Source organism: Aliihoeflea sp. (assembly GCF_052435475.1).
In the GTDB taxonomy this organism is placed as follows: Bacteria; Pseudomonadota; Alphaproteobacteria; order Rhizobiales; family Rhizobiaceae; genus Aliihoeflea.
The window spans coordinates 1-24,896 of sequence record NZ_JBQVMV010000002.1 but is presented as its reverse complement, the minus strand read 5'-3'; the positions used below and the strand labels follow the sequence as shown (position 1 = coordinate 24,896).

The 24,896-nt window shown below is 65.7% G+C and carries 26 protein-coding genes; 12 read left to right on the top strand and 14 right to left on the bottom strand.

Going from position 1 to position 24,896, the window contains the following annotated elements; all coding sequences use genetic code 11:
- Window positions 1-143: 143 nt before the first annotated feature.
- From ACT6QU_RS03090 to ACT6QU_RS03080, 3 genes are read left to right on the top strand one after another with little or no spacing between them, the layout of a single operon-like run.
- Window positions 144-1,163, top strand: coding sequence for a TRAP transporter substrate-binding protein (locus ACT6QU_RS03090; RefSeq protein WP_444563783.1), 1,020 nt, complete (start codon window positions 144-146; stop codon window positions 1,161-1,163).
- A complete protein-coding gene (locus tag ACT6QU_RS03085) occupies window positions 1,160-1,621 on the top strand; it encodes a DUF3237 domain-containing protein (RefSeq protein ID WP_444563784.1) in 462 nt (153 codons plus the stop codon). Before ACT6QU_RS03090 ends, ACT6QU_RS03085 begins: the two co-directional genes overlap by 4 nt.
- A complete protein-coding gene (locus tag ACT6QU_RS03080; RefSeq protein ID WP_444563785.1) occupies window positions 1,618-2,127 on the top strand; it encodes a MarR family winged helix-turn-helix transcriptional regulator in 510 nt (169 codons plus the stop codon). The genes ACT6QU_RS03085 and ACT6QU_RS03080 overlap by 4 nt, the downstream gene beginning before the upstream one ends.
- On the opposite strand, the gene ACT6QU_RS03075 is transcribed toward ACT6QU_RS03080, so the two are convergent.
- From ACT6QU_RS03075 to ACT6QU_RS03065, 3 genes are all read right to left on the bottom strand, one after another.
- Window positions 2,124-2,546, bottom strand: a complete 423-nt coding sequence (locus ACT6QU_RS03075) for an acyl-CoA thioesterase (RefSeq protein WP_444563786.1) — start codon at window positions 2,544-2,546, stop codon at window positions 2,124-2,126. The two genes, ACT6QU_RS03080 and ACT6QU_RS03075, sit on opposite strands and share 4 nt — an antisense overlap.
- Window positions 2,547-2,721: 175 nt before the next feature.
- Window positions 2,722-3,969: a thiolase family protein gene (locus tag ACT6QU_RS03070; RefSeq protein WP_444563787.1), complete on the bottom strand. Its 1,248-nt coding sequence runs from the start codon at window positions 3,967-3,969 to the stop codon at window positions 2,722-2,724.
- Complete coding sequence (locus ACT6QU_RS03065; protein WP_444563788.1) at window positions 3,966-5,840, bottom strand: feruloyl-CoA synthase; 1,875 nt, start codon at window positions 5,838-5,840, stop codon at window positions 3,966-3,968. Before ACT6QU_RS03065 ends, ACT6QU_RS03070 begins: the two co-directional genes overlap by 4 nt.
- A gap of 148 nt (window positions 5,841-5,988) precedes the next feature.
- Between ACT6QU_RS03065 and ACT6QU_RS03060 the strand changes: the two genes are divergently transcribed.
- A complete protein-coding gene (locus ACT6QU_RS03060) occupies window positions 5,989-6,267 on the top strand; it encodes an SCP2 sterol-binding domain-containing protein (RefSeq protein WP_024587726.1) in 279 nt (92 codons plus the stop codon).
- Window positions 6,268-6,333: 66 nt separating this feature from the next.
- Here the strand turns inward: ACT6QU_RS03060 and ACT6QU_RS03055 are convergent, their stop codons facing one another.
- Window positions 6,334-7,068 carry a GNAT family N-acetyltransferase gene (locus tag ACT6QU_RS03055; RefSeq protein WP_444563810.1) on the bottom strand — a complete coding sequence of 245 codons (735 nt, stop codon included), beginning with the start codon at window positions 7,066-7,068 and terminating at the stop codon, window positions 6,334-6,336.
- A gap of 239 nt (window positions 7,069-7,307) precedes the next feature.
- On the bottom strand, window positions 7,308-8,441 hold the full coding sequence (gene odc2 / locus ACT6QU_RS03050) for an ornithine/lysine decarboxylase (RefSeq protein WP_444563789.1): 1,134 nt from the start codon (window positions 8,439-8,441) through the stop codon (window positions 7,308-7,310).
- Window positions 8,442-8,977: 536 nt separating this feature from the next.
- On the opposite strand from odc2, the gene ACT6QU_RS03045 reads away from it, so the two are divergent.
- The 4 genes from ACT6QU_RS03045 to ACT6QU_RS03030 all read left to right on the top strand — a co-directional run bounded on the left by ACT6QU_RS03045 (window position 8,978) and on the right by ACT6QU_RS03030 (window position 13,062).
- Window positions 8,978-10,159 (top strand): amidase, encoded by a 1,182-nt coding sequence (locus ACT6QU_RS03045; protein ID WP_444563790.1) that lies wholly within the window; start codon window positions 8,978-8,980, stop codon window positions 10,157-10,159.
- Window positions 10,160-10,336: 177 nt separating this feature from the next.
- The gene (locus ACT6QU_RS03040; RefSeq protein WP_024587730.1) at window positions 10,337-11,236 is read left to right on the top strand and encodes a LysR family transcriptional regulator; all 900 of its coding nucleotides are present in this window, start codon (window positions 10,337-10,339) and stop codon (window positions 11,234-11,236) included.
- Window positions 11,237-11,314: 78 nt separating this feature from the next.
- Complete coding sequence (locus ACT6QU_RS03035; RefSeq protein ID WP_024587731.1) at window positions 11,315-11,971, top strand: DUF1007 family protein; 657 nt, start codon at window positions 11,315-11,317, stop codon at window positions 11,969-11,971.
- A complete protein-coding gene (locus tag ACT6QU_RS03030; protein WP_444563791.1) occupies window positions 11,968-13,062 on the top strand; it encodes a nickel/cobalt transporter in 1,095 nt (364 codons plus the stop codon). Before ACT6QU_RS03035 ends, ACT6QU_RS03030 begins: the two co-directional genes overlap by 4 nt.
- Window positions 13,063-13,209: 147 nt before the next feature.
- On the opposite strand, the gene ACT6QU_RS03025 is transcribed toward ACT6QU_RS03030, so the two are convergent.
- Window positions 13,210-13,407: a hypothetical protein gene (locus ACT6QU_RS03025; RefSeq protein ID WP_444563792.1), complete on the bottom strand. Its 198-nt coding sequence runs from the start codon at window positions 13,405-13,407 to the stop codon at window positions 13,210-13,212.
- Complete coding sequence (locus ACT6QU_RS03020) at window positions 13,404-14,090, bottom strand: GNAT family N-acetyltransferase (RefSeq protein WP_444563793.1); 687 nt, start codon at window positions 14,088-14,090, stop codon at window positions 13,404-13,406. Before ACT6QU_RS03020 ends, ACT6QU_RS03025 begins: the two co-directional genes overlap by 4 nt.
- Before the next feature lie 79 nt (window positions 14,091-14,169).
- Here ACT6QU_RS03020 and ACT6QU_RS03015 point away from each other — a divergent pair, with 79 nt between their 5' ends.
- The gene (locus ACT6QU_RS03015; protein ID WP_444563794.1) at window positions 14,170-15,351 is read left to right on the top strand and encodes a pyridoxal phosphate-dependent aminotransferase; all 1,182 of its coding nucleotides are present in this window, start codon (window positions 14,170-14,172) and stop codon (window positions 15,349-15,351) included.
- Here the strand turns inward: ACT6QU_RS03015 and ACT6QU_RS03010 are convergent.
- The 4 genes from ACT6QU_RS03010 to ACT6QU_RS02995 all read right to left on the bottom strand — a co-directional run bounded on the left by ACT6QU_RS03010 (window position 15,329) and on the right by ACT6QU_RS02995 (window position 19,467).
- Complete coding sequence (locus ACT6QU_RS03010; protein WP_444563795.1) at window positions 15,329-17,110, bottom strand: SLC13 family permease; 1,782 nt, start codon at window positions 17,108-17,110, stop codon at window positions 15,329-15,331. The genes ACT6QU_RS03015 and ACT6QU_RS03010 overlap by 23 nt on opposite strands.
- Before the next feature lie 70 nt (window positions 17,111-17,180).
- Window positions 17,181-17,933: an SDR family oxidoreductase gene (locus ACT6QU_RS03005; RefSeq protein ID WP_444563796.1), complete on the bottom strand. Its 753-nt coding sequence runs from the start codon at window positions 17,931-17,933 to the stop codon at window positions 17,181-17,183.
- Window positions 17,934-18,184: 251 nt separating this feature from the next.
- Entirely contained in the window at window positions 18,185-19,021 is an 837-nt protein-coding gene (locus ACT6QU_RS03000) for a hypothetical protein (protein ID WP_444563797.1), read from the bottom strand.
- A gap of 2 nt (window positions 19,022-19,023) precedes the next feature.
- Window positions 19,024-19,467 (bottom strand): ABA4-like family protein, encoded by a 444-nt coding sequence (locus ACT6QU_RS02995; RefSeq protein WP_444563798.1) that lies wholly within the window; start codon window positions 19,465-19,467, stop codon window positions 19,024-19,026.
- Between the two features lie 117 nt (window positions 19,468-19,584).
- Here ACT6QU_RS02995 and ACT6QU_RS02990 point away from each other — a divergent pair, with 117 nt between their 5' ends.
- On the top strand, window positions 19,585-20,214 hold the full coding sequence (locus ACT6QU_RS02990) for a TetR/AcrR family transcriptional regulator (protein WP_444563799.1): 630 nt from the start codon (window positions 19,585-19,587) through the stop codon (window positions 20,212-20,214).
- Window positions 20,215-20,445: 231 nt separating this feature from the next.
- Here the strand turns inward: ACT6QU_RS02990 and ACT6QU_RS02985 are convergent, their stop codons facing one another.
- The 3 genes from ACT6QU_RS02985 to trhO all read right to left on the bottom strand — a co-directional run bounded on the left by ACT6QU_RS02985 (window position 20,446) and on the right by trhO (window position 23,106).
- Window positions 20,446-21,291: an alpha/beta hydrolase gene (locus ACT6QU_RS02985; protein WP_444563800.1), complete on the bottom strand. Its 846-nt coding sequence runs from the start codon at window positions 21,289-21,291 to the stop codon at window positions 20,446-20,448.
- 58 nt (window positions 21,292-21,349) lie between these two features.
- Complete coding sequence (locus tag ACT6QU_RS02980) at window positions 21,350-22,090, bottom strand: tellurite resistance TerB family protein (RefSeq protein ID WP_444563801.1); 741 nt, start codon at window positions 22,088-22,090, stop codon at window positions 21,350-21,352.
- A gap of 92 nt (window positions 22,091-22,182) precedes the next feature.
- Complete coding sequence (gene trhO / locus ACT6QU_RS02975; RefSeq protein ID WP_444563802.1) at window positions 22,183-23,106, bottom strand: oxygen-dependent tRNA uridine(34) hydroxylase TrhO; 924 nt, start codon at window positions 23,104-23,106, stop codon at window positions 22,183-22,185.
- A gap of 102 nt (window positions 23,107-23,208) precedes the next feature.
- Here trhO and ACT6QU_RS02970 point away from each other — a divergent pair, with 102 nt between their 5' ends.
- Together ACT6QU_RS02970 and ACT6QU_RS02965 are read left to right on the top strand one after the other, a co-directional pair.
- Entirely contained in the window at window positions 23,209-24,066 is an 858-nt protein-coding gene (locus ACT6QU_RS02970; RefSeq protein WP_444563803.1) for an N-acetylmuramidase domain-containing protein, read from the top strand.
- 48 nt (window positions 24,067-24,114) lie between these two features.
- The gene (locus ACT6QU_RS02965) at window positions 24,115-24,756 is read left to right on the top strand and encodes a 2-dehydro-3-deoxy-phosphogluconate aldolase (protein WP_444563804.1); all 642 of its coding nucleotides are present in this window, start codon (window positions 24,115-24,117) and stop codon (window positions 24,754-24,756) included.
- Window positions 24,757-24,896 lie beyond the last annotated feature (140 nt).

Sequence of the window (24,896 nt, the reverse complement as noted above, 5' to 3'; positions counted from 1 at the left end):
TCCCTCGCAGGCGGCCCGTCCGCGCCTTTTTGCTTGATTTAATTGTTCTGTATCATAACAATCGAATTTCGTTCAAGCTGCAGGGAGGAAACCGGCAGCTTGCCACGGCAAAACTGTCTGGCCAAAATGTCTGGGAGGACATCATGAAGCTCGTGAAGACCGCAATTCTCGCGGCGCTCGTCGGTACGTCGACCGGCGCCTACGCGCAGGAAGAAGTGAACCTGCGCCTCGCCCACTGGCTGCCGCCGACGCATCCGGTGCAGGAAATCGCGATGACCGACTGGATTCAGTCGATCACGGAAGCGTCCGAAGGGCGCATCGGCATCACCATCTTCCCGTCGAGCCAACTCGGCGCGCCAGCCGACCACTACGACATGACGCGCGACGGCATCGCCGACATCGGCTACGTCAATCCCGGCTACAATGCCGGCCGCTTCCCGATCTACGGCCTGGCCGAAATCCCCTTCCACGTCTCCGATTCCAAGCGCGGCGCGGTTGCGCTGCACGAGTGGTACGACCCGATCGCCGAAACGGAGATGTCCGAGGTCTATTTCTGCCTGATCAACCCGCACGATCCCGGCACGATCCATTCCAAGACCGAGGTCAAGGTGCCTGAGGACATCCGCGGCAAGAACATCCGCCCGGCGCACGCCACGATGGCAAAGTTCGTCGCCCGGCTGGGAGGCACCTCGATCCAGGTTTCCGCCCCCGAGGCGCGCGAGGCGATCGCCCGCGGCACCGCCGACGCCATGACCTTCCCGTGGAACTCGATCTACATCTTCGGCATCGATTCCGAGACGAAATACCATCTCGACATGCCGTTCTATATCTCCTCCCAGATGCTGCTCTTCAACAAGTCCGTCTATGAGGGACTGTCGGAGGAAAACCGCCAGGTCATCGACGATCACTGCACGCCGGAATGGTCCGGCCGCTTCTCCGAGGGTTGGGCGGACAATGAGGCGTCGGGCCGCGACAAGATGATCGCCGACGACAGCCACACGCTCTACGAGCCGACGGCCGAAGAGATTCAGCTCTGGCGCGATGCGGCTGCACCGCTGCTCGACGACTGGCGCGCGGAAGTTACCGCCGTCGGCGGCAATCCGGACGAGCTCTATGAGGGCTATCGCGAAGCGCTGACCCGTCACGACGCGCTTTACGAATGACGGACGGACTGCGCCTCGCGCATCTGTGCGACCTGAAGGTCCAGCTCGCCGCACCTGTCGAGCTCGGCCTTTCCCCGCGCGGCGGCCGCCGCATGATCCCGATCGTCGGCGGCACCGTGACGGGCGAGCGGCTTTCCGGCCGCATCCTGAACCTCGGCGCGGACTGGCAGACGATCTTCGCCGACGGCTCGGCCGAACTCGACACCCGCTATGCGATGGAAACGCATGACGGCGCCGTCATCGACATCCGGAATTTCGGCTACCGCCACGGGCCCGCGGAAGTGCTGGACGCCCTCGCAAAAGGCGAAATCGTCGATCCATCGCGCTATTATATGCGCACGCAGCCGCGATTCGAGACGGGCGATGCCCGCTATGCCTGGCTCAACAGGACGGTCTTCGTCGGCTCGGGCGCGCGCGAGCCCGATTGCGTCAAGATCGCATTCTACGAGGTCCTATGAGCGACGCCACCACGAGACCGCCCGAAACCGCCAAGCGGGGCCGCCCGCGCCTCGACGAGTTGAGCGCGACCGACCTCGGCGCGATCCCGGCGCTGGAGGCGATCATCGGCTATCGCCTGCGCCGCGCGCAGCTTTACGTCTTTCAGGATTTCATCGAGAGCTTCGCGCGCATGAAGCTGCGCCCGGCCGAATTCTCGGTGCTCTCCGTCATGGCGCGCAGGCCCGGGCTCAAACAGACCGAGATCGCCGAAGAACTCGGCATCAAGCGCGCCAATTTCGTCGCCCTGATGGACAGCCTCGAAAAGCGGGGCCTCGCCGAACGGCGCAAGGCCGACACCGACAAGCGCTCCCATTCGCTGCACCTGACGCCCGAAGGCGTCAAGTTCGTGCGCAAGATGATGGCGGTCTGGACCGCGCACGAGGACAGGCTCGTCGAAAAGCTCGGCGGCCCGGAAGAACGCGACCGGCTGATCGAACTGCTGGACCGGATCGTCGCGCCCGACTAATTTGCCGACAGCGCCGCAACCACCTCGTCCGGCATGGCGACGGCCTTGATCCGCGACGCATCGTCCGGATCGCGCCCCGTCCACACCCGCGTCTCATGCGCCTCGATGGCGACCTTGTCGCCCTTCAGCACCCGGTGCGCCACGTCGAAGCTCGACCGGCGGATGTCCCTGATCGTGCTCTCGATCGCGACCACATCGCCATAGCGCGACGGGATCGAAAACTTCGCGCCGGTATCGACCATCGGAATGCCGACAATGCCGAATTTCTTCGTCCACGCGATCTTCTTCATCCCCAACCCCTTTTCGAGGAGATAGGCGGTCGAGGCATCGAACATGGCGAAATAGCGCGGATAAAAAACGATCCCTGCGGCATCGCAATCGCCCCACTCGATCTCGACGTCGCGTGTGTTGGTGAGCATCAGTTTCCCTCTCGGCTATCGGCCACGTTCCTTCGCGCCCCCCTCTGGGCTGCCGCCCATCTCCCCCGCAAGGGGGGAGATTAATCTCGTCGTCGTCGCGCATGATCTCCCCCCTCGCGGGGGAGATGCCCGGCAGGGCAGAGGGGGGGCAACGTAGAGCGCGAGGATTTCTGCCTTACGCCGCCCCTACATTCTCCACCAACACCGCAATCCCCTGCCCGCCGCCGATGCACGCCGACGCAATCCCGTACCGCCCGCCAGAGCGTTGCAATTCCCTTGCCACCGTCGTCGTGATCCTTATCCCCGTCGCCCCGAGCGGGTGCCCGATCGCAATCGCGCCACCATTGACGTTGGTCTTCTCCTCATCCAACCCAAGCTCGCGAATACACGCCATGATCTGCGCGCCGAACGCCTCGTTGATCTCGATCCGGTCGATCTGGTCGAGGGTCAATCCAGCCTCTTCGAGAACGGCGCGGATCGCCGGCACCGGTCCGATGCCCATGATATGCGGCGGCACGCCGACACTCGCCCCGGCGACGATGCGCGCGATCGGCGTAATGCCGCTCTTTGCAGCCTGTGCCTTCGAGCCGACCAGCGAAGCCGCCGCGCCGTCGACCACGGCCGAAGAATTGCCACCAGTTTGGACACCCCCGAAAGCCGGCCGGATCTTCGCCAGCGCCTCGTAGGGCGAGACGCGGATGTGGCTGTCCACCGTCACCGCCTCCACCTTGCGCGGCAGGCGAATGCCGCGGTCGTTGAAGCCGTCGGCCGAAAACGTCTCGCTCGTCACGTCCACGATTTCGCCGGCGAGAAACCCGCTCTCCTGCGCCTTCACCGCGCGCGCGAAAGAGCGTTCGGCGAAGCGGTCGACCTCCTCGCGGGTGATCTGGTAATCGCGGGCAAGGTTTTCGGCCGTATCGCCCATCGTGCACGAGCAGGCCGGGTCGAGCAGCGCTTCCCAGAGAAAGTCCTTGAACGCGACCTGGCCCATCTTGAAGCCGTTGCGGTGCGTATAGGCGGCGACAGGATTGCGGCTCATGGATTCGGCGCCCGCGCACAGCACCACGCCCGCCCGCTCCTGCTCCACCATGTCGGCGGCCTGCAGGATCACCTCGATCCCCGTGCCGCAGATGCGTTGGACGAGATGCGCCGGCCGGTCGACCGGCACGCCGGCGTAGAGCCCGATATGGCGCGGCGTCATGTAGGCGTCGAACGAGGCCTGCGCCATCGAGCCGGCGATCGTCGTGTCGATCTCGTCCGGCGAAATGCCCGTTTTCTCGATCACCGCCCGCGCGGCCTTGATGCCGAGATCGATCGGCGAGACCTCGGCGAACGCGCCCGTATAGTCCACGAAGGGCGTGCGGATGCCGTCATAGAGCCAGGCATCCTCGAAGGAATAGCGAAGTCCGCGATGCTGGCTCATGAGGCTGCCTTTCGGTTGGCGATGAGAACGTGGGCCGGCGATGGCTCGGCGTAGAGATCGTCGACCAGCCCCGCCCGCGCGGCCATCACGGCGCGCTGGTTGATCGAGCCCTTGTCGGTCACTTCATGCTTGTCGATCGAGGGCGGCGTGTCGAGGATGATCGCACGCGCGACGAGATTGGAGCTTCCCGTCGACCTGGCCGCCAGCGCGTCGAGCCGCTTCTGGATTTCCGCGCGAACGGCCGGATGATGCGCGACCGTCTTCTCGTCCGCGCCGCCAAGCGAAGCGTCGAGCTTGCGCGCGGCGTCGAAGTCCAGCAGCAACAGCGCGCCGATATGGTTGGCGTTGAGCCCGGTCAGCACGACGTCGCGCACATAGGGCGCGCAGGCCGAGATCAGGCCGGCGCGCACGCCAGCCATGTTCACCCACGTCCCGGTCGACAGCTTGAAATCCTCCGACACGCGCCCGTCGAACAGGAACCCCTTGTTGACGTCGTCCGCATCCACGAATTTCAGCGCGTCGCCGATCTTGTAGAACCCGTCCTCGTCGAAACACTCGGCCGTCTTGTCCGGCTGGCGCCAGTAGCCCGGCGTGATGCTCGGTCCCTTCAGCCGCAGTTCCAGCTTTTCGCCGTCCGGGATCAGCTTCAGTTCCAGCCCCGGCGCCGGCAAGCCCACCTCGCCCGGCCGCCCGACGGGCCAGGTCGTCGTCGAGGCGAAGGGCGCGGTCTCCGTCGAACCGTAGCCGGTGACGATCATGATCTTGTGGCCGGTGGTCTGGATCGCCAGCCGCTCCAGCGCATCCCACACATGCTGCGCGAGCCCCGCGCCGGCATATTGCAGAAGCTCGACCTTCGAGAAAAACGTCTCGCGCAGCCTGTCGTTCTTCGACAGATGCTCGGCCAGCATTTCGAAGCCCTTCGGCACGTTGAAATAGAGCGTCGGCGCGACCTCCTCGAGATTGCGCACCGACTTCAGGATGCCCGCCGGCGTCGGGTTGCCGTCGTCGATGTAGAGCGTCCCGCCATTGTGGAGCGCGATGCCGAAATTGTGGTTGCCGCCGGCGGTGTGGTTCCACGGCAGCCAGTCCACCATCACCGGCGGCTTGTCCTTCAGGAACGCCAGCGCGGTCGCGATCATCACCTGGTTGCAGGCCATCATGCGGTGCGTGTTGATGACCGCCTTGGGCATCCCGGTCGAGCCGGAGGTGAACAGGAATTTCGCCACCGTATCGCCGGTCAGCGCCGTCTCCGCCGCCTCGACGGCATCGGTCGGCGGGGTGCGAAGGAGATCGTCGAACGAAAGCGCGTCCCGCCCACCCTGCGCGTCGCGCGCGACGACCAGTTCCATGTCCGGCGTCATCACCGCATCGAGCGCCTTGGCGAAAGGCCCACCCTCGGCGGCGAACACCAGACCCGGCGTCAGCAGCGAAAAGATGTGCTTCAGCTTGGCATGGTCGCTCGATACCAGCGAATAGGCCGGCGACACCGGTGCATAGGCGATCCCCGCCATCATCGCCCCGAGCGCCATCAGCCCGTGCTCGATCGAATTGCCTGACAGGATCACGACCGGCCGCTCGGTCGAAAGGTCACGCTCGATCAGCGCCTGCGCGATCGCGCGGGTCTTGTCGAGAACCTCGGCATAGGTCAGCTTTCGCCATTCGCCATCCGGCCCACGGTCGGCAAGGAAAACGCGGTCAGGCGCGACGTCGGCCCAATGCCGCAGCCGGTCGATCAACGAACGCGGATAGGGATCGAGGGCGGCCTTGGCGCGTACCCGAATGATACTGCCCCCTGGGCCCTCGCGGCTCATCTCGGCCGCCAGTTCGCCCATGTTGACCGGGCGCAGGCCCGGCATCGAAACGATCGGCATCGGTGTCCTCCCGATTATTGTTATGCGTGATAACAATAACTGCCCCCGCCTGCAAGACGGCTACCGCTGCCACCGATTGTCGTTGACGTAAACGTCAATCGGCTGCTACGCATCGGTTCAATCCAGCCATTCCTAGAGGAGTATCGAAATGGACACCGAAGCGATTGCCGCCAAGATGCGCGACAAGGTTGCCACCTCCGGCTTCGACCGTTCGGTCAAGTTCGACATGGGCGACGAGGTCATCGTGATCGACGGCCAGAACGTATCGACGACCGACGCCCCGGCCGACTGCACGATTAAGATCTCGAAGGAAAACTTCGAAGAGCTGATCGCCGGCGAACTCAACCCGACCGCCGCCTTCATGACCGGCAAAATCAAGGTCGAAGGCGACATGTCCGTCGCCATGCAGCTTAGCCAGTTGATCTGAGCGCGTTCCTCCCGGGACATGAAAAAGGCGGCTCTCGAGCCGCCTTTTTTTGTTGCCACGGCCGCGTCAGGCGACCTTGCGGACCCGCTCGCGAGCCACCCGGCGCCCCGCCGCAACCAGCGTCCCCCGCGCGCCATCGAGCGCGCCTTCGGCAAGCTCCAGCCCCAGCAACCGGTGCCGCTCATAGGGGCCCGGCATGGCGAGTTCGCCGGTCTTCTCCGCCGAAAACCCGAACCGCTCGTAATACGCCGCGTCGCCCACGAGCAGGATCGCGCCATGCCCGAGCCGCTTCGCCTCGTCGATCGCATGCCGCATCAGCGCCGACCCGATCCCGCCCGACTTCGCCTCCGGATCGACCGCGAGCGGGCCAAGCAGGAGTGCCTTCATCGGACGCGATGGTGCGAGGCCACCCCCACCCTTCATCCCTCCCCACAAGGGGGAGGGAGTCGCAAGCGCCCCGCCTGCGCTTTCAGCGAAGTTGCCGGAAGGAAGAGCGTGACGTGCATGCCCTCCCTCCCCCTTGTGGGAAGGGATAAAGGGTGGGGCTACTGCAACCTCACCCCCGAACGCCACGTCCCAAAGCCTCACCGTCCCGACGACCCCACCCGCCGCATCGCGCGCGACGAACGCCAGCCCCTCGGCCGGCAACCGCCCGCGGCGCAGCTTCTCCGACGACTTCTTCTTCCACCGCGGCCCCATGGCCCGGTCGAGCAGCGCATCGCGCGCGGCAACGTCGCCCGCAGTTTCCGCGTCAACGATGACGTGAATGATCTCCCCACCTGCGGGGGAGATGCCCGGCAGGGCAGAGGGGGGCAACGTCGAGCACAAACGATCATGTTGAGAGGGCAGCGGGACAGCGCCCCCCTCTGGGTTGCCACCCATCTCCCCCGCAAGGGGGGAGATCACCCAATCGCGCAAATCGACGCTGACACTAAGGGTCCGAAATTCCATCTCCACCATCCTTCACGAGCGGAGGTCTGTTCCACAAGCGAGCCTGCCGGCGATCTCCCGCCGACAGGATGATCCGAAGGCGCGAGCCCTCAAATCACATATGAACGCAGAGGCTCGAAGCCGTTGAATGCGACCGAGGCGTAGGTCGTCGTGTAGGCGCCGGTGCCCTCGATCAGCACTTCGTCGCCGATCGTCAGCGTCAGCGGCAGCGGGTACGGCGTCTTCTCGTACATGACGTCGGCCGAATCGCAGGTCGGGCCAGCGAGCACGCAGGGCGCCTTTTCGTCACCGTCACGCTCGGTGACGATAGGGTAGCGGATCGCCTCGTCCATCGTCTCGGCGAGACCGCCGAACTTGCCGATGTCGAGGAAGACCCAGCGCACATTGTCGTTGTCGGCCTTCTTCGAGATCAGCACGACTTCCGACTTGATGGTGCCGGCATTGCCGACCATGCCACGGCCCGGCTCGATGATCGTCTCGGGCAGGCGGTTGCCGAAATGCTTTGACAGCGACTGGAAGATCGCCTGGCCATAGGCCTGCGCGGTCGGCACGTCCTTGAGGTAACGGGTCGGGAAGCCGCCGCCCATATTGACCATCTTGAGGAGGATGCCTTCCTCGGCAAGACGCGCGAACACCGCCTTGGCATCGCCGAGAGCCTTGTGCCATGCGCCGAGGTCGGTCTGCTGCGAGCCGACATGGAACGAGACGCCATAGGCGGCAAGGCCGAGCCGGTTGGCATGGCGCAGAACGTCGACGGCCATCGCCGGCACGCAGCCGAACTTGCGCGACAGCGGCCACTCGGCGCCTTCGCCATCGGTCAGCACACGGCAGAACACGCGGCTGCCTGGCGCAGCACGGGCGATCTTCTCAACTTCCTCGACGCTGTCGACGGCATAGAGATCGATCCCAAGCTCGTGAGCACGCGCGATGTCGCGCTCCTTCTTGATCGTGTTGCCGAAGGAGATGCGATCGGGCGTCGCGCCGGCGTCGAGTGCCATCTCGATCTCTGCGACCGAGGCGGTGTCGAAGGACGAGCCGAGACCGGCCAGCAGGCGCAGGATCTCCGGCGCAGGATTGGCCTTCACGGCGTAATAGATCTTGCTCTCGGGCAGCGCCTTTTCGAAGGCATTGAAATTGTCGGCGACGACGTCGAGGTCAACGACGAGGCAGGGGCCCGAGGGACGGCGGGTGGCGAGGAAATCGAGGACGCGCTGCGTAGCCATGTTCGTCTCCAATCGCGGCATATGCCGCGTCTTGCTGCTCCCGTCTTCGGCACGCGGCCACGGACGGGCGGTGGACAAAGGGCGTATGCGACAGCCGACACGGAACCAGCCGGTGGAGACACCGGAACCGTGTGACCCGCTTACGCGGCGGTGAGCGAACGCCACTTTCGGCGAAAGCTCGCTTTGTCTGCCTCAGCTTTGGAGAATGCCTCCGCACTGCCGGCAATGAGGGTGTGCCTCTTTGAGTACCCCGGTCTTTGGACAACCGGGAAAACACCAGAAAGGCCCGCACCGTCGTTGCTTCAAGATGTCCTCGGACTGGCGGTTGGCCGACAGACCGACTGGAGGGGTTAGTTCCAGGTACCTTACCGGTTCCCTCACCATTCGAGGGTCGGCGGACACCCACAGGCACGTGCGACTTTGGGCAAGCGCGGATATAGGCAGAAATGATGATTCGTTCAATGAAAAATTGCACCCGCCTTGAAAAACCGGGCGCACTGAACGACCTTGCGGTTAACGTCAAACGAGACTGAACGATGACCTCGACACGCGACGACCTGAACGCTTTCCTCGACTACCCGCAGATCGATGTTCCGCATGCCGCGACAGGCCCGCTCGCCGGGTTGACGCTCGGCGTCAAGGACATCTTCGATGTCGCCGGCCACCCCACCGGCGGCGGCAATCCCGAATTTCCCGGCGCCTCGAAGATCGCGACGACCACCGCACCCTCAGTGCAGAAGCTGCTCGACGCCGGCGCGACCTATCTCGGCAAGACGCAGACCGAGGAACTGACCTTCTCCCTGATGGGCCAGAACGTCCACTTCCCGCAACCGGTCAATCCGAAGGCTTCGGACCGCGTCACCGGCGGCTCGTCCTCCGGCTCCGCCGCTGCCGTCGCAGGCGGCCTCTGCGACATCGCAACGGCGTCGGACACCGGCGGCTCCGTGCGCGGCCCGGCGAGCTTCTGCGGCCTGATCGGCCTTCGCGCCACCCACGGCCTGCTGTCGCTCGAAGGCGCCATGCCGCTCGCTCCCAGCCTCGACGTTTTCGGCTGGTACGCAAAGGACGCCGCGACCTACGAGAAGGTCGCCGACATCATGCTCGGGCAAGCGCCCGCCGCGCTGCCGAAGGTCCGCTCGCTGCGCCTCGCCGCCTTCGACGCCCTGGTGCTTGGCCCCGATGAAGCCGCCGAATATGCCCGCATGGTCGCCATCGTGGAATCCGCCCTCGGCGCCGCGCAGCAAGCCCCCGCCCTCTCCTTCTCGGTCGACGACCTCTACTGGATGTTCCGCCGCATCCAGGCCTACGAGGCCTGGGCCGTCCATGGCGATTTCGTTTCGAAGACGCAGAACATGGACCCCGCCGTGCGCGCCCGGTTCGAGTTCGGCAAGACGCTCGGCTGCGAGGTCGCGGTCGACGAGACGAAGAAGCGCACCGAATTGCGCGCCGAACTCGAAGCGCTTCTCGGCGCGGACGGTGTTCTGGTCCTGCCGACCATGCCCGGCGCCGCGCCGAAAAGCGCGTCCAGCGGCGATGAACTCCTCGATTATCGCGAGCGCGCACTCCGGCTCCTCTGCCTCTCCGGCCTCTCCGGCCTGCCGCAGATCACGATCCCGCTCGGCACGGTCAACGGCGCGCCCTTCGGCATCTCGCTCATCGGCCCCCGCAATTTCGACCGCACGCTCGTCGCGCTCGCCACCCGCATCATGGCGAATTGACATCGTGCTCGGCCTCTGCGCCCCCTCCACCGGCTTCGGCGGTCCCCCTCCCCCGCTTTGCAGGGGAGGATCGACATCGCGCCCGTCCCCGACAGTGGGTCCTTCCCCGTCTACGGGGGAGGTGGCGCGAAGCGCCGGAGGGGGCGCCCGCATCCGCATTGCAAGGAACATTCCCTGATGGACACCCTCACCCGCATGCGCGCCTTCATCGACGTGGTGGAGGCGGAGGGATTTTCCGCCGCCGCGCGCAAGATCGGCCGCTCCAAGGCGCTCCTGTCGAAATATGTCCGCGAACTCGAAGACGAACTCGGCGCACTGCTCCTGAACCGCACGACGCGGCAATTCTCGCTGACGGAAGCCGGCCACACCTATTTCAAGCGCGCCTCCGAACTGGTGCGTGAGATCGACAGCCTCGCCGAAAGCGTGCGCGAATCCTCCGGCGACGTGAAAGGCCGCATCAAGCTCACCGCGCCGCGCACCTTCGGCGACGCTCCGATCGGCCGCTCGCTGGTGGATTTCGCCGCCGCGCACCCTGACATCACGCTCGAAATCCACCTCGACGACCGCTTTGTCGACCTCGTCGAGGAAGGCTTCGACCTCGCGATCCGCATCACCCGGCTTGCCGATTCCTCGATGATCGCGCGGCGGCTGTCGCCCTTCAGCGTCCGCGTCTGCGGATCGCCCGAACTCATCGCCCGCGTCGGCACGCCGAAGCAGCCGCAGGACCTCGCCAAGCTGCCCTGCATCATCGACACCAATGGCCGCTGGCTCTCCAACTGGCAGTTCCAGCGCGAGAATGGCGAGATGATGAGCGTGCCGGTCTCCGGCCCGATCGAAGTCAACAGCCCGCTGACGACGCGCGCCGCCGCCTGCGCCGGCCTCGGCTTCGCGCCGCTGCCCGATTTCATTGCGGCCCCTGCGCTGGAGAGCGGCGAACTCGTCTCCGTGCTCGACGATTTCAGGCCGCAAAATGGCGGCATCTTCGCCGTCTACCCGCATCGCCGCTACCTGCCGGCCAAGATCCGCGTTTTCGTCGACTTCCTCGCGCAATGGTTCAAGGAGCACGAGCGCGGCTAATCGCCCGGCCGAGAATACGCTCCCAAATCTTGCCGCGATTCTGCTAGAGTCTCGCCGTGCAAATCACCGAGGGGCACGATGGCGATCCGCATCAGATCATTCCTGCTTGGCGCCTGCGCGCTGGCTGCCGGCACGGCGCCCGCCTTCGCCCATCCGCACGTCTTCGCCGAAGCAAGGCTCGAAATCGCCACCGAAGGCGACAAGGTCGAGGCGCTGCGCCATGTCTGGCGCTTCGACGACCTGTTCTCCTCGACCGTCATCTTCGAGTTCGACCAGAACAAGGATTTGAAACTCGACGCCGAAGAGCTCGAGATGGTCGGTTCGGTCATCCTCGAATCGCTCGCCGAGTTCGGCTATTTCCAGTTCGTCACGGCGAACGGCAAGGACATCGCGATGAACCCGCCGGAGCGCATCGTCGCGACGCTGGAGGACCAGCAACTCCTGATCCTGTTCGAATCGACGCCGAAGGAAGAACTCGCACTCGACGGAAATCTCCACTTCGGCGTCTACGATCCGACCTTCTACACCGCGATCGATTTCTACGACGACACCAACCTCGTCGTCGCCGCGATGCCCGAAGCCTGCAGCAAGGAAGTCGTCCGGCCGGACCCGGACGAGGCGCTGGCGATGAACCAGCAATCCTTGACCGAGGCCTTCTTCACCGAGCCGGGCGGCGTCGACTATTCGAAACTCTTCGCGACCCGGCTCGAAATTTCCTGCGGAGCGGCCGGATGATGCAGCTTTCCAGGCGCACCGTGCGCGTCTTCTTCACTGCCGTCGCGCTCGTCTACGTCGCCACGCATTTCCTCGGCCACGCACACGCGCAAAGCTCGCTCGGCATTGGCGCGGCGGAAGTCGCCGCGCCCTCGACCGGTCTCTTCGCCGGCACGCTCAACTGGATCAACGCGCAGCAGCAGGACTTCTATCGTTCGCTGACCGGCGCGCTGCGGTCCATGCGCGACGGCGGCTCCGGCGTCTGGCTGCTGGTCGGCCTCTCCTTCGCCTACGGCATCTTCCATGCCGCCGGCCCCGGTCACGGCAAGGCCGTCATCTCGTCCTACATGCTGGCGAACGAGGTCGCGCTGCGGCGCGGCGTCATGCTCTCGTTCGTCTCCGCCATGCTGCAGGCGGTCACCGCCATCGCCGTGATGGGCGCGGTCTATCTCATGCTGCGCGGCACCGCCGTCTCGATGACAGACGCGACGCGCTTCCTCGAAATCGCCAGCTTCGCCCTCGTCGCCGCCTTTGGCGCCTGGCTTCTGTGGAAGAAGACCGGCCCGCCCCTCGCCGGCCTGATATGGGGCCGCCCTGTCCGTGCCCTGTCGGCAGCGGCCGCCGTTCACGATCATTCCCACAGCCACGAACATCACCACGGTCAGGCTTGCACGCACGACCATCATCACGATCACGCGCATTCGCATGAGCACGCCCACGCGAGCCACGACGCGGTCTGCTCGACCTGCGGCCATTCCCACGCGCCCGATCCGGCAATGTTGTCGGGCGACCGTTTCGACTGGAAGACGGCCTGGGCGGCGATCGTCGCCGTCGGCATGCGCCCCTGCACCGGCGCACTCGTCGTCCTGTCCTTCGCGTTCCTGAACGGTCTGTGGCTCGGCGGCTTCCTGTCGGTCTTCGCCATGGCGATCGGCACGGCCATCACCGTCTCGATCCTCGCCACGATGGCCGTCCTCGCCAAGAACTGGGCGGTCGCCTTCGCCGGCGACGGCCGCACCGGCAACCGCGTTCACATCACCATCGAAATCGCCGGCGCCGCCTTCGTGTTCCTGCTCGGCGTCACGCTGCTCACGGCGAGCTTGAGCGTCTGATCGTCAGGCGTCATCCCGGAAGCCGCATTTGAGCGCAGCGAAAAGCGGCTATCCGGGACCCGTTCCGTGACATTGAAACCCCACGGAATGGCTTCCGGCTCTCGCCTCGCTACGCTCGGACTTCGGCCGGAATGACACCTGTCGCCGCTACCGCTTCATCCGCCCGCGAACCCAGAAGATCATGAAGAACGCGACGAGAAACAGCGCCGCCACCGCGCCTGCCAGCCACGGCGAAATCTCGATCGCCGCCAGCATGATCGCCGGCATGAAATAGGCGACGAACGCCACACAGGCGAGAATGATCGCCGCCGCGATCGCAGAATTCCTGGTATCCCGATCCATCATTCGCTCTTTGCTGCCGCGAACTCTTCCAGCTTCTTTTTCTGCCGACCGTCGCGGTCGAAATTGTCCTCGTCGAGCCACGCCTCGAAGGCCGCGCGCCGTGCCGGCCAGTCGCCATCCAGCATCGCATACCAGGCCGTGTCGCGGCTCTCGCCCTTGATCACCATGTGCTGGCGAAAGACGCCTTCATAGTCGAAGCCGAACCGCCGCGCTGCGCGGCGCGATGCCACGTTGCGGTCGTTGCACTTCCATTCGAAGCGGCGATAGCCGAGCTCGTCGAAGAGATGGCGCGCGAGAAGATAGATCGTCTCGGTCGCCATCCGGCTCTTGGCCATGTCCGGCCCCCAATAGATGTGGCCGACTTCCGCCACCCCGTTCGCCCGGTCGATCCGCATCAGCGCCATGCGCCCCTTGGCGCGCCCGTCCGCCTTGTCGACGCAGGCGAAGAACATCGGATCTGGCGAGGCCTGGAACCGGTCGAGCCAGGGTTGCAGCGCGGCGCGGTCGGCCGGCGGAACGTCGGAGAGGTAGCGCATACGCTCGCCCGCATCGGCCACGCTCTTCACCGAAAAGAGCTGGTCGCCATGATCGTCGGCATTGAGCGGCTCCAGCCGCACATAGCGCCCGTCATGGGCCTGGCGCGGCGGCATCGGCCGCGCCGTCCACCCGCTCAACTCCTGCGCCATGCGTCTCTCCCGTTTGACATTGTCGTCCAGCGCTCCCACAAACGAGCCCGATCTGCAAGACGGGAGGCTTGGCCAACATATGCTCCAGACGATTTCCGCTTTCGACCGCATCGGCGAGGAAAACGCCTTCGCCGTTCTGGCCCGCGCGACCGAGCTCGCGCAGTCCGGCAAGGACATCGTCAATCTGGGCATCGGCCAACCCGATTTCCGCACGCCCGACCACATCGTCGAAGCCGCCATCAAAGCCCTGCGCGACGGCCATCATGGCTACACGCCCGCGACCGGCCTTCTGGCCACCCGCGAAGCCGTCGCCCGCCGCACCCTCGCCACCACCGGCGTCGAGATTTCGCCCGAAAGCGTGATGATCATGCCCGGCGGCAAGCCGACCATGTTCGCGGCGATCCTGATGTTCGGCGAGCCGGGCGCGGAAATCCTCTACCCCGATCCGGGCTTCCCCATCTACAAGTCGATGATCGATTTCACCGGCGCGAAGGCGGTTCCTGTGCCGATCCGCGAGGAAAACGGCTTCGCCTTTTCGGCCGACGAAACGCTGGCGCTGATCACACCGCAAACGCGGCTCCTGATTCTCAACTCCCCCGCCAACCCGACCGGCGGCGTCACCCCGCGCGCCGAGATCGAAAAGCTCGTCGCCGGCCTCGCCGACCATCCGCATGTCGCCATCATGTCCGACGAGATTTACGACGTCATGACCTATGACGGCGAGACCGCGACCTCGCTGCTCCATTTCCCGGAAATCCGCGACCGGCTGATCGTCCTCAATGGCTGGTCGAAGACATGGGCGATGACGGGCTGGCGCATGGGCTGGTCGATCTGGCCGGATTCGCTCTATGGCAAGGTGCGCAAGCTCGCCGTCAATTGCTGGTCCTGCGTCAACGCCCCCTCGCAATATGCCGGCATCGCCGCCATCGACGGCCCGCAGGACGAGGTGGCCACGATGATGCGGGCTTTCGACCGGCGCCGGAAAATCGTGGTCGACGGCCTCAACGCCATCGACGGCATTTCCTGCATCGTGCCGAAGGGCGCATTCTACGCGTTCCCGAACATCTCGCAAACCGGCTGGAAAGCCAAGAAGCTCGCCTCCGCGCTTCTGGAAGAGACCGGCGTCGCGCTCATCGGCGGGCCGGATTTCGGCACGCTCGGCGAAGGCTACATCCGCCTCTCTTACGCCAATTCCGAAGAAAACATCCTGCGCGCGCTCGAGCGGGTTTCAGCCTTCCTCAAAGGCCGTAGTACCAACTGATCGCGAAACACGTCGCGATGCCGACGATGACGTTCATCGGCAGTCCGATCTTGACGAAATCCGAGAAGCGATAATTGCCCGCGCCATAGACCAGCGTGTTCGTCTGGTAGCCGATCGGCGTGGCGAAACTCGCGCTGGCGCCGAACATGACCGCGACGACCAGCGCGCGCGGCTCGACGCCGAGCTGCTGCCCGAGCCCAATGACGATCGGCGTCACCAGCACGGCAACGGCATTGTTGGTCACGCATTCGGTCAGCGTCGAGGCGAGCGCGTAGACCATCAGCAACAGGACGAACGGCGTCACCGTCGTCATCAAGGGCGTCAGCGATTCCACGATCAGCGTCACCGCGCCGGTGTTCTGCAGCCCCTGGCCGACGATCAGCATCGAGAAGATCAGGATCAGGATCGCGCCGTCGATCGAGCCCCAGGCCTCGTCGGCGTCGATGCAGCGCAGGACGAGGATTGCCGCCACCGCGATCATCGCCAGAGTGCCGATATCCATCACATTGAACGCCGCAAGCACGACGACGAGCCCCAGCGCCAGAAGCGCCAGCGGCGCCTTGGTGCGCCGGAACGCGCGCGCGGTCGAGCGCGTCACCGAGACGAGGTCGCTCTGGTCGGACAATTCGTCGAGCCCTTCGGACGTCCCCTCCAGCAAGAGCCGGTCGGCCGGTCGCAGCATCACGCTGCCGAGGTCGGGGCCCGGCACGTGGCGGTGCCTGTGAACGCCGAGAATGCGCACGCCGAAGCGGCGCCCGAGCGACAGGCTGGAAAGGCGCGTGCCCTGGCTGTAGCGCCCCGGCGCCACCACCGCCTCGACCGCGATCTGATCGCCCTCGCGCACCGCGCCGCGCCGCTGGCCGACCCGCAACCCCTCCTTTTCGCTCAGCGTCAGCAGTTCGGAGGATTTTGCGACGATGATGATCGCGTCGTTCTTCTTCAGGACGATGTCGCCGACATCCTTCCGAATGGTCCGTCCCTCCGAACGCACGCCGGTGATACGCAGCCCCGGCTGCTTGAAATCGGCGATCTCCCTGATCGGCTTTTCGGTATAGGGGCCGTCCACGAGCACCGTCACTTCGGACAGATACTCCGTTTCCTCCGCGTCCACCGCTTCGCCGCCCTCCTCGCGCCTGTCGGGCAGCAGGAACCGTCCGAGGACGAGCATCGTCGCGACGCCTGTCAGTGCGGCGACGATGCCGACCGGCGTGATCTCGAAGATCGAAAACGGTTCGAGCCCCTGCTCGCGCGCGACGCCGTCGACGAGCAGGTTCGTCGAGGTGCCGATCAGCGTCAGCGTGCCGCCGAGGATCGCGGCGTAGGAAATCGGGATCAAAAGCCGCGTCGAGGCGATGTCGAGCGCTCCCGCGAGCCGGATGACGATCGGGATCAGCACCAGCACGACGGGCGTGTTGTTCATGAACGCCGATGCTGCAAGCGTTGCGAACAGGAAGAAGCCGAGCGCCAGCATCGGATGCTTCTTGGCGCGTTCCAGCACCATTCCGGCGACGCTCTCCAGCACGCCGGTACGCACCAGCGCGCCCGAAAGCACGAACATCGCGCCGATGGTGAGCGGAGCGGAATTGGAGAAGACCGCCATCGCCTGGTCGCTCTGCACGAAGCCGAGCAGGATGAAGATCGCGGCCCCGGCAGCGGCCGTCACATCGGCCGGATATTTCTCCCAGATGAACATGGCGAACAGCGCCACGACCAGCCCCAGCGCGACGAGCGCCTCGTAACCGGCAAACAGATCCGCCATCGTCCCCTCATGCACCCCGAACTCGCCTTCAAACGCCGCATCGCGCGCATTGGTCCGGCCGCCAGAAAATTTACCCGCGCCCGACGAATGGCATCTTGGTCGCCATCACGTTCATGAACAGCACATTGGCCTCGAGCGGCAGGCTCGCCATGTGCAGCACCGCGTCGGCGACATGGCCGACATCCATCACCGCCTCGGGCGCGATCTCGCCATTGGCCTGGGGCACGCCCTTGGCCATCGGCGCCGCCATTTCGGTGAATGCGTTTCCGATGTCGATCTGCCCGCAGGCGATGTCGAATGGCCGGCCGTCCAGCGCCAGCGTCTTGGTCAGGCCGGTGATCGCGTGCTTGGTCGCCGTATAGGGCACCGAGCCCGGACGCGGCGCATAGGCCGAGATCGAGCCATTGTTGATGATCCGCCCGCCCATCGGGCTTTGCCGGCGCATCAGGCCGAAGGCCGAGCGCGCGCACAGGAACGAGCCGGTGAGATTGACGTCGACGACGTCGTGCCAGACCTCGACCGGGATCTCGTCGATGGTCGTCGACTTGTAGCCCATGCCGGCATTGTTGAAGAGAAGGTCGAGCCGCCCGAACTCCTCCTCGATGCGCTCGAACAGCTTTTCGACCTGCTCGGCACGCGACACGTCGCAGGCAATCGCCAGCCCGCTGGCCGGCGCCTGCCCGATCGCCGCCACCGCCTCGTCGAGCTTTTCCTGCCGGCGCCCGGTGAACACCGTATGCCAACCGGCATGGACGAGCGCGGTGGCGACAGCCTGGCCGATGCCCGAGCCTGCGCCTGTGACGAGTGCGAATTTGTCCTGCATGTCGTGTCCCCCATCTCCGTTGACAGACGGATCGCAGAAGCCCGGCGGGCGCGCAAGGGCAGGACACAAAGGAAGGCGGCCATTTGCGGCCGCCTGAGTTTGGAATCGGTGCTTGGGAGGAGGAGGAACAACCCGATTCGTTCGTTAAGAATGCGATACGAAGCTTAACCGAAGGTTAACTCCCGCATCGGACCGAAAAGTGAAACCCGGTTCTTGGATCATTCCGATGCGCCATAGAAAATGCGGTCGCCCTACCCCATGAATGCGAGGAACGGCCTTCCCGACAGCGCCTGGACGAAGGTAAACGCCACCAGCGCGACGAAGAGGATCGTCGCGATCCGGATCGGCCGCCGCTCCTCGCGCCCGAAGATCGCGAGCGAGGCAAGCCCGGCGACGGGCAGGAAATGCATCGCATGGGTGGAGAAGAAATGCGCCACGCGCAGATCGCCGCCATCCCGCGCCCAGCCGAAGATCGCGAGCCCGGCCGCATCCGAGCGAACGCCGCCGACCCAGTGCCCGTCGAATGCGCTCATCGTGCCGGCGGTGATCACCGTCAGTGGCAGGACGAGTGCCAGCCCTGCGAGGACGCTCTCCTTGACCACCGGCGGCAGGCCGGTCTCGCGGTTCTTTGCGATCAGCCAGGCATAGACGGCGCTGGCCGAGGTCAGCACGACGGCGAGCGCGCCCATCGACATGTAGATCGCCTCGCCCGCCGGCGACTTGTTGAAATGCGCCGGCACCCCGTTCGCGCCCGCGCCCATCAGCCAGATCGTCTCGAGCACGATCGCGCCGATCACCGCGCCGATATAGATCCGATACCACCGTTTTGCCTGCGTACCCGCCGGCAGCCAGCGCGCGAAGAAGGCCAGCGTCAAGGCATAGACCGCCAGCGCGAACTGGAACTTCACCGGCTTCGACCAGACCGACACATCGTTGGTCAGCCGGCCGTCGACGATGCCCGCGAAAAGCGTCGGCAGCAGAAGCGCCAGAAGCAGAAAACCGAGCGCGGCGAGCGCGCGTTCCGAACCGAATATGCGGTTCAGGGACATCGGCCGGACGGGCGCATGGTCGAGTGCGAGCGTTGTCATGGTCAGCGTCCCCCGATGGCGGGCGCGGCGCGGACCTGAAGCCGCACTGCGCGGATGGCGACGAATGCGAGATAGCCCGCCGGTCCGAACAGGAAGGTCAGCGGCAGGCAAGGCAGCACCAGCCAGAACGGAACTCCATCCGCCCGGCCCCGACGCACGATCCACGCCCCGACGAAAAGGTCGAAGGCAAGGTAATGCAGCCAGCCGGCAAGCAGCAATTCGCGCGTCTGGAACAGTTGCGCCACCTCGTCCAGCGACCCGAACCCGCCCTCCGCGCGCGTCCAGAAGGCGAGGATCAGCCCGGCATAGGCGATGGAGATCAGCGCCGGCATCGCATAGGCGGCAGCGAGATCGCTGATGCGCGGGATCAAGGGACTGATCAAGAGCGTCGCCCATCCGGCGACCGCGATCAGCGTGGCATATTGGAAGATCAGATCGGCACTCATCGGCATTTCCCCTTCCCCGTCTGGCGGCCATACCATTCCTTGACAGCGTCAAGATTGAATGCTGCCAGAAATCTTTCCATTGTCAACATCGAAAATCGAGGCCATTTAGAAGGGGCAATGCTGGAGACCGATTTGCCCACCGCCGCACCCCGCAAGACCTACCACCACGGCGATCTGCGCCAGACGTTGATCGCCGCCGCCGAAGCCGAACTGATCGAAAAGGGGCTGGAGGGCTTTTCGCTGCGCGGCTGCGCCAAGCGCGCCGGCGTCTCGCACGCGGCCCCCGCCCACCATTTCAAGGATGCCGACGCGCTCCTGTCCGCCTTGGCCGCCGAGGGTTTCGACCGCCTCAATGCCTCGATGGCGGAAGCGATGGACGCCGTGGACGGCGACATGGTGGAGAAATTCGTCGCATCGGGTGTCGGCTATGTCGACTTCGCCTGCGCCAACCCGGCACTCTTTCACCTGATGTTCGGCTCGCGCCGTCCCGACCACGAATCCCCGCCGCTCGCCGAAGCCGGCGGCCGCGCCTTCGCCGTCCTCACCGGCAACGTCGCGACGATGACCGGCCGCGACTACGCCACCGACCCCGCCGCCGGCGAAGACGTCATCGCCGCCTGGGCCATGGTCCACGGCCTCTCCGAACTATTGATCGGCGACAAGCTGCACCTGCCCGAAGACATGCCCCGCCCAGCCTTCAAAGCCCTGATCTCGGCCATCATCCGCCGATCGGGGCCGAAGATTTAGCCAGATCTGAAAATCCCGCGCCGCTGCCCGAGCTGAGCAAAGAGTCCTCCGAATTGACCCCCACCCTGTATCCCTCCCCACAAGGGGGAGGGAGTTCGCCATCGTCCTGCCTGTCCTCTCCACGAAGCTCCTGGCGGAATGAAAATCACAACGCGGACGTCCTCCCTCCCCCTTGTGGGGAGGGATAAAGGGTGGGGGTCAATTCAAAGAAACCCAAATGAACACCAGACCCTAACACCCCGGCCGCCCGGCCCGCTCCCTGACAAACCCGCTGATATCCGCGAGCGTCGGCGCCTGCCCGCGCAGGGGCGATGCAATCGCCCCGACGATGTTGATATGCCCGACCCCGTCATAAATCCGCAATTCCGCCCGGTTGCCAGCCGCCTGCAGGGCGCGCGCCAAGTCGCGGCTGTCCTTCGCGGCGACCGTACGATCTGACGATCCGTGCAGCAGAAGCGTTGCCGGCGCGCGATCGGCCGCAAAGTTGATCGGCTGGCTCTGGTCGCGCGTCGCCTCGGGAAAGATCCGTCGGTAGCGCTCGCTCGTCAGCGGAAGGAAATCATAGGGCCCCGCGATCCCGACGAAGCCGGAAACCGTGCTGCACGCTGCGCCGCTGAGATACCGGTCGTCGAGCGCGATAAGCGCCCCGATCTGCGCCCCTGCCGAATGACCGACGACCACGACCGGCCGGCCGCCGGCGACGTCGCGGCGGATCGCCGTGACCGCGCGCGCGGCATCCTCGACGAAATCGGGAAAGCGGACTTCGGGATAGAGCCGGTAATCGGGAATGGCGGCGACGAAGCCCTGTTCGGCAAGCGCATTGCCGACGAAGCGATACATCGACCTGTCGCCGCTCGACCAGGCGCCGCCGTAAAGGAACACGACCACCGGCGCATCGGCGCTGGCGCCGACCGGCCTGTAGACGTCATAGCGCTGGCGCGGCCCCTGCCCGTAGGCAAGCCCCGTCTCCACCGCGACGGCGTCGGTGTTGGACATCGAATTGACGACCCCGACCGCGCCACCACAACCGGGCAGCACGATCAGGACGGCGAAAAGGAGGACTCGGAGGCAGGACATGGGCACCGCGGCTGGAAGATGGTCTCCCAGCAACGGTGCGAACGCCCTCAAAGTTTCGTCAGACCTTCACGCTCGCGACATTCGCCTCGATGTGGTCGACGAGTGCGTCCGGCAGATTGAGCCGGCCGGCCAACTGGTCGAGATAGCCGCGCTCGGCGCGCGAATCCGGATCGATGGTCAGCCGCGACGCCGTGTAGATCTCGACCCGCTGCTCCTCGCTTTGCGCCTCGCGCACGATGTCGTCGAGATTGACCGGCTTGTTCAGCTCCGCCAGCAGGAACTGCTCGGCCTCGGCATCGACGCCGGCATCGCCGAGCCGCCCCGCGATCTTCGCACGCTCCGCCTCGTCGATATGGCCATCGGCGCGCGCCGCCGCGATCATCGCGCGCACGATGGTCAGCGCAAAGGCATCTTCGCCCTGCGGCGCGCGAGCGGGATGGAACGGCGTGTCGGAAGGCGGCGGCAGGAGTTCGGGCTCGCGGCCCGCCGGCGTGGCCGTCTGCGGCTGCTGGCCCTTCTGGTAGTCGGTATAGGCCTTGTAGGCGAGGCCGGCGATAGCCGCCATACCGCCGATCTTGATCGCCGAGCCGCCGAGCTTGCGCCCCTTGCCCGAAAGAAGAAGCCCGGCCAGAGCCGCCGTCGCCATCGGGTTGTCCTTGGCAAGCTGGCCGATCTTGCTCATGCCGCCGCCGCTCGCAAGCCCGCCCAACCCGCCGCCGGCAAGCCCGCCCAGGCCGCCCTTGGAAAGGGAACCTGACGAGCCCAACAGGCCGTCGATGAGCTTCTTCGGGTCGAACATCGGCTTCTCCTCATCTCTCTTTTGCCATTGCGGCAGTCGAGATTAGCTAGGGGCCGACCCCGGCTTTTGCAATGCGGCCCGGCGAAAAGCCCTCATCCGCCGACATGCCGCGCGCCCGTTGCCTTCGCCCGCTCCACCTGCCGCTGGCGCTCGGCATAGCGCTCGCGATCGGCCTCGGATCGCTCGTCATGGCAATCCGCGCAGGAAATTCCCTCGACGAAGAGCGGCGACGCCCTGTCGGCGGGCGTCAGTGGCCGCCGGCAGGCGCGGCAAAGCTCCGCACCGCCTTCACGCAACCCGTGGCCGACGGCTACGCGTTCGTCAAAGACGAAGCACTCCCCCTGCCAGAGGCTCGCCTCTTCAGGCACTTCTTCCAGATAGCGCAGGATGCCGCCCTTGAGATGATAGACCTCATCCAGCCCGATCGACTTCGCATAGGCGGTCGCCTTTTCGCAGCGAATGCCGCCGGTGCAGAACATTGCCAGCTTCTTGCCCTCCAGCGCCCCGCGATTGGCCTCCAGCCAGTCGGGAAATTCGCGAAAGCTCGCCGTCTTCGGATCGAGCGCTCGCTCGAACGTGCCGAGCCCGACCTCGTAATCGTTGCGCGTGTCGATGACGACCGTGTCCGGATCGGCGATCAGCGCGTTCCAGTCGCGCGGCTCGACATAGGTGCCCGCATCGCGCTCCGGGTCGATCCCGCCGACGCCCATCGTCACGATTTCGGCCTTGAGCCGCACCTTCATCCGGTGAAACGGCATCTCGCGCGCGCTCGAATATTTGACGTCGAGCCCGGTCAGCGCCGGCATCGCATCGAGATGCGCAACGAGGGCGTCGATCGCGTCGGGCGTTCCGGCCACCGTGCCGTTGATCCCCTCATGCGCCAGAAGCAGCGTACCCCTGATGCCGCGCTCCGTGCAGAAAGCGGCGAGCGGCGCGCGCATCTCCCGCCAGTCCGCCAAACGGGCGAAACGGTAGAGCGCGGCGACCTTGATCGGCATGTCGTGAGCAGCGTGCATGGCGCGCAGATAAGCCGTCGCGGCAATACGCGCAACGAAACTTTATCACCCTCCATGAAATCGAGAGGAAAATATCCCTCACTCATCGAAGAGGATATGCCCATGCCCGATCCCGAAATCAGCGCCGCACTCATCAGCGTCGCCCGCGTCTTCGACCTCGAGCCCGCAACGATCGCCGCGGTCGCTTCGGTCGAAAGCAACCTCGTCGCCCACGCCATGATCGACGGCCGCCCCGAACCCCTGATCCGCTTCGAGGGTCACTATTTCGACCGCCGCCTGTCCGCGGCCGCGCAGGCCGAAGCCCGAACCGCCGGCCTCGCCTCGCCGACAGCCGGCACGATCCGCAACCCCGCCTCGCAGGCTGCCCGCTGGGCTCTGCTCGCCCGCGCTCGGTCCATAGACGCCCGCGCGGCCGACGAATCCACCTCCTGGGGCATGGGCCAGGTCATGGGCGCGCATTGGGCATGGCTCGGCTTCGGCTCGGTCGAAGCGCTCGTCGCCGAGGCACGCTCAGGCACAGAGGGGCAGTTGCGGCTGATGGCGCGCTACATCGAAAAGGCCGGCCTCGCCCCGGCCCTCGCGCGTCGCGACTGGCCCGCCTTCGCCCGCGGCTACAACGGCCCCGGCTTTGCCCGCAACGCCTATGACGTTAAGCTCGCATCCGCCCATGCGCGCTTCGCAAGGCTCGACTGGACGGCGGGCGACAGGGTCTTGCGGCGCGGCGATCGCGGCACGGACGTCGCCGCCCTGCAGCGCCTGCTCGTCGCCAAGAGCGCAGTCCTTACGATTGACGGCGTGTTCGGTCGGCTCACCGAAGCCGCCCTTCGGGCCTTTCAGTCACGGCGCGGCTTGCCCGCCACAGGCATCGCCGACGCCGCGACCATGGCCGCGCTGGCAGCACGGCGGATCACGCCTGGCGGGTTGCTCCAGGCGCTCATTTCGCTATTCAGGTCAGGGTGACTTCCCCGTCGCAGCCGTGCTAAATCGGTTGAAAAAGGAGATTGCGTCATGGCGACATCACAGGCCGAGCGGCTTCGCGCCCTCATCGGAACCCAGCCCGTCATTCCGGTGGTGCGGATCGACGAATTGGCCCATGCGGTCCCGATGGCAAAGGCGCTGGTCGCGGGCGGGCTGCCCGCGATCGAGGTGACGCTCCGCACGCCGGTCGCGCTCGACGCGATCCGCCTCATCATCGACGAGGTGCCGGGTGCAATCGTCGGCGCCGGCACGATCCTCGATGCGCGCCAGTTCGATGCCGCCGAAAAGGCCGGCGCGAAATTCATCGTCAGCCCCGGCACGACGCAGGAACTGCTGGATGCCGCGCGCACCGCCGCCACGCCCCTCCTGCCGGGTGCGATCACGCCGAGCGAGATCATGGCGATGCGCGAGGAAGGCTACGGCTTCCTGAAGTTCTTCCCCGCCGAACAGTCGGGCGGCGCGCCATTCCTCAAGGCCATCTCCGCCCCCATCCCCGACATGCTGTTCTGCCCCACCGGCGGCGTTTCGCCGTCAAACGTCGCAACCTGGCTCGGCCTCCCCAACGTCGCCTGCGTCGGCGGCTCCTGGATCGTCCCGGATGCAGCCGTCAAGGCCGGCGATTGGGCCGAGGTGGAGCGCCTGTCGCGCGAGGCCGCGGCGCTGCGGGCGTAGTCCAAAACCCTGCACGTCGAAGAGCCGTCGGACAGTCTTTCCGAAGAAGACCCCAACCCTTTATCCCTCCCCCTTGTGGAGATCGTTGCAAAATTGGCTGATTGTGATTCAGTCGTCTTTGTTTGGAGGCGGTTTGATGA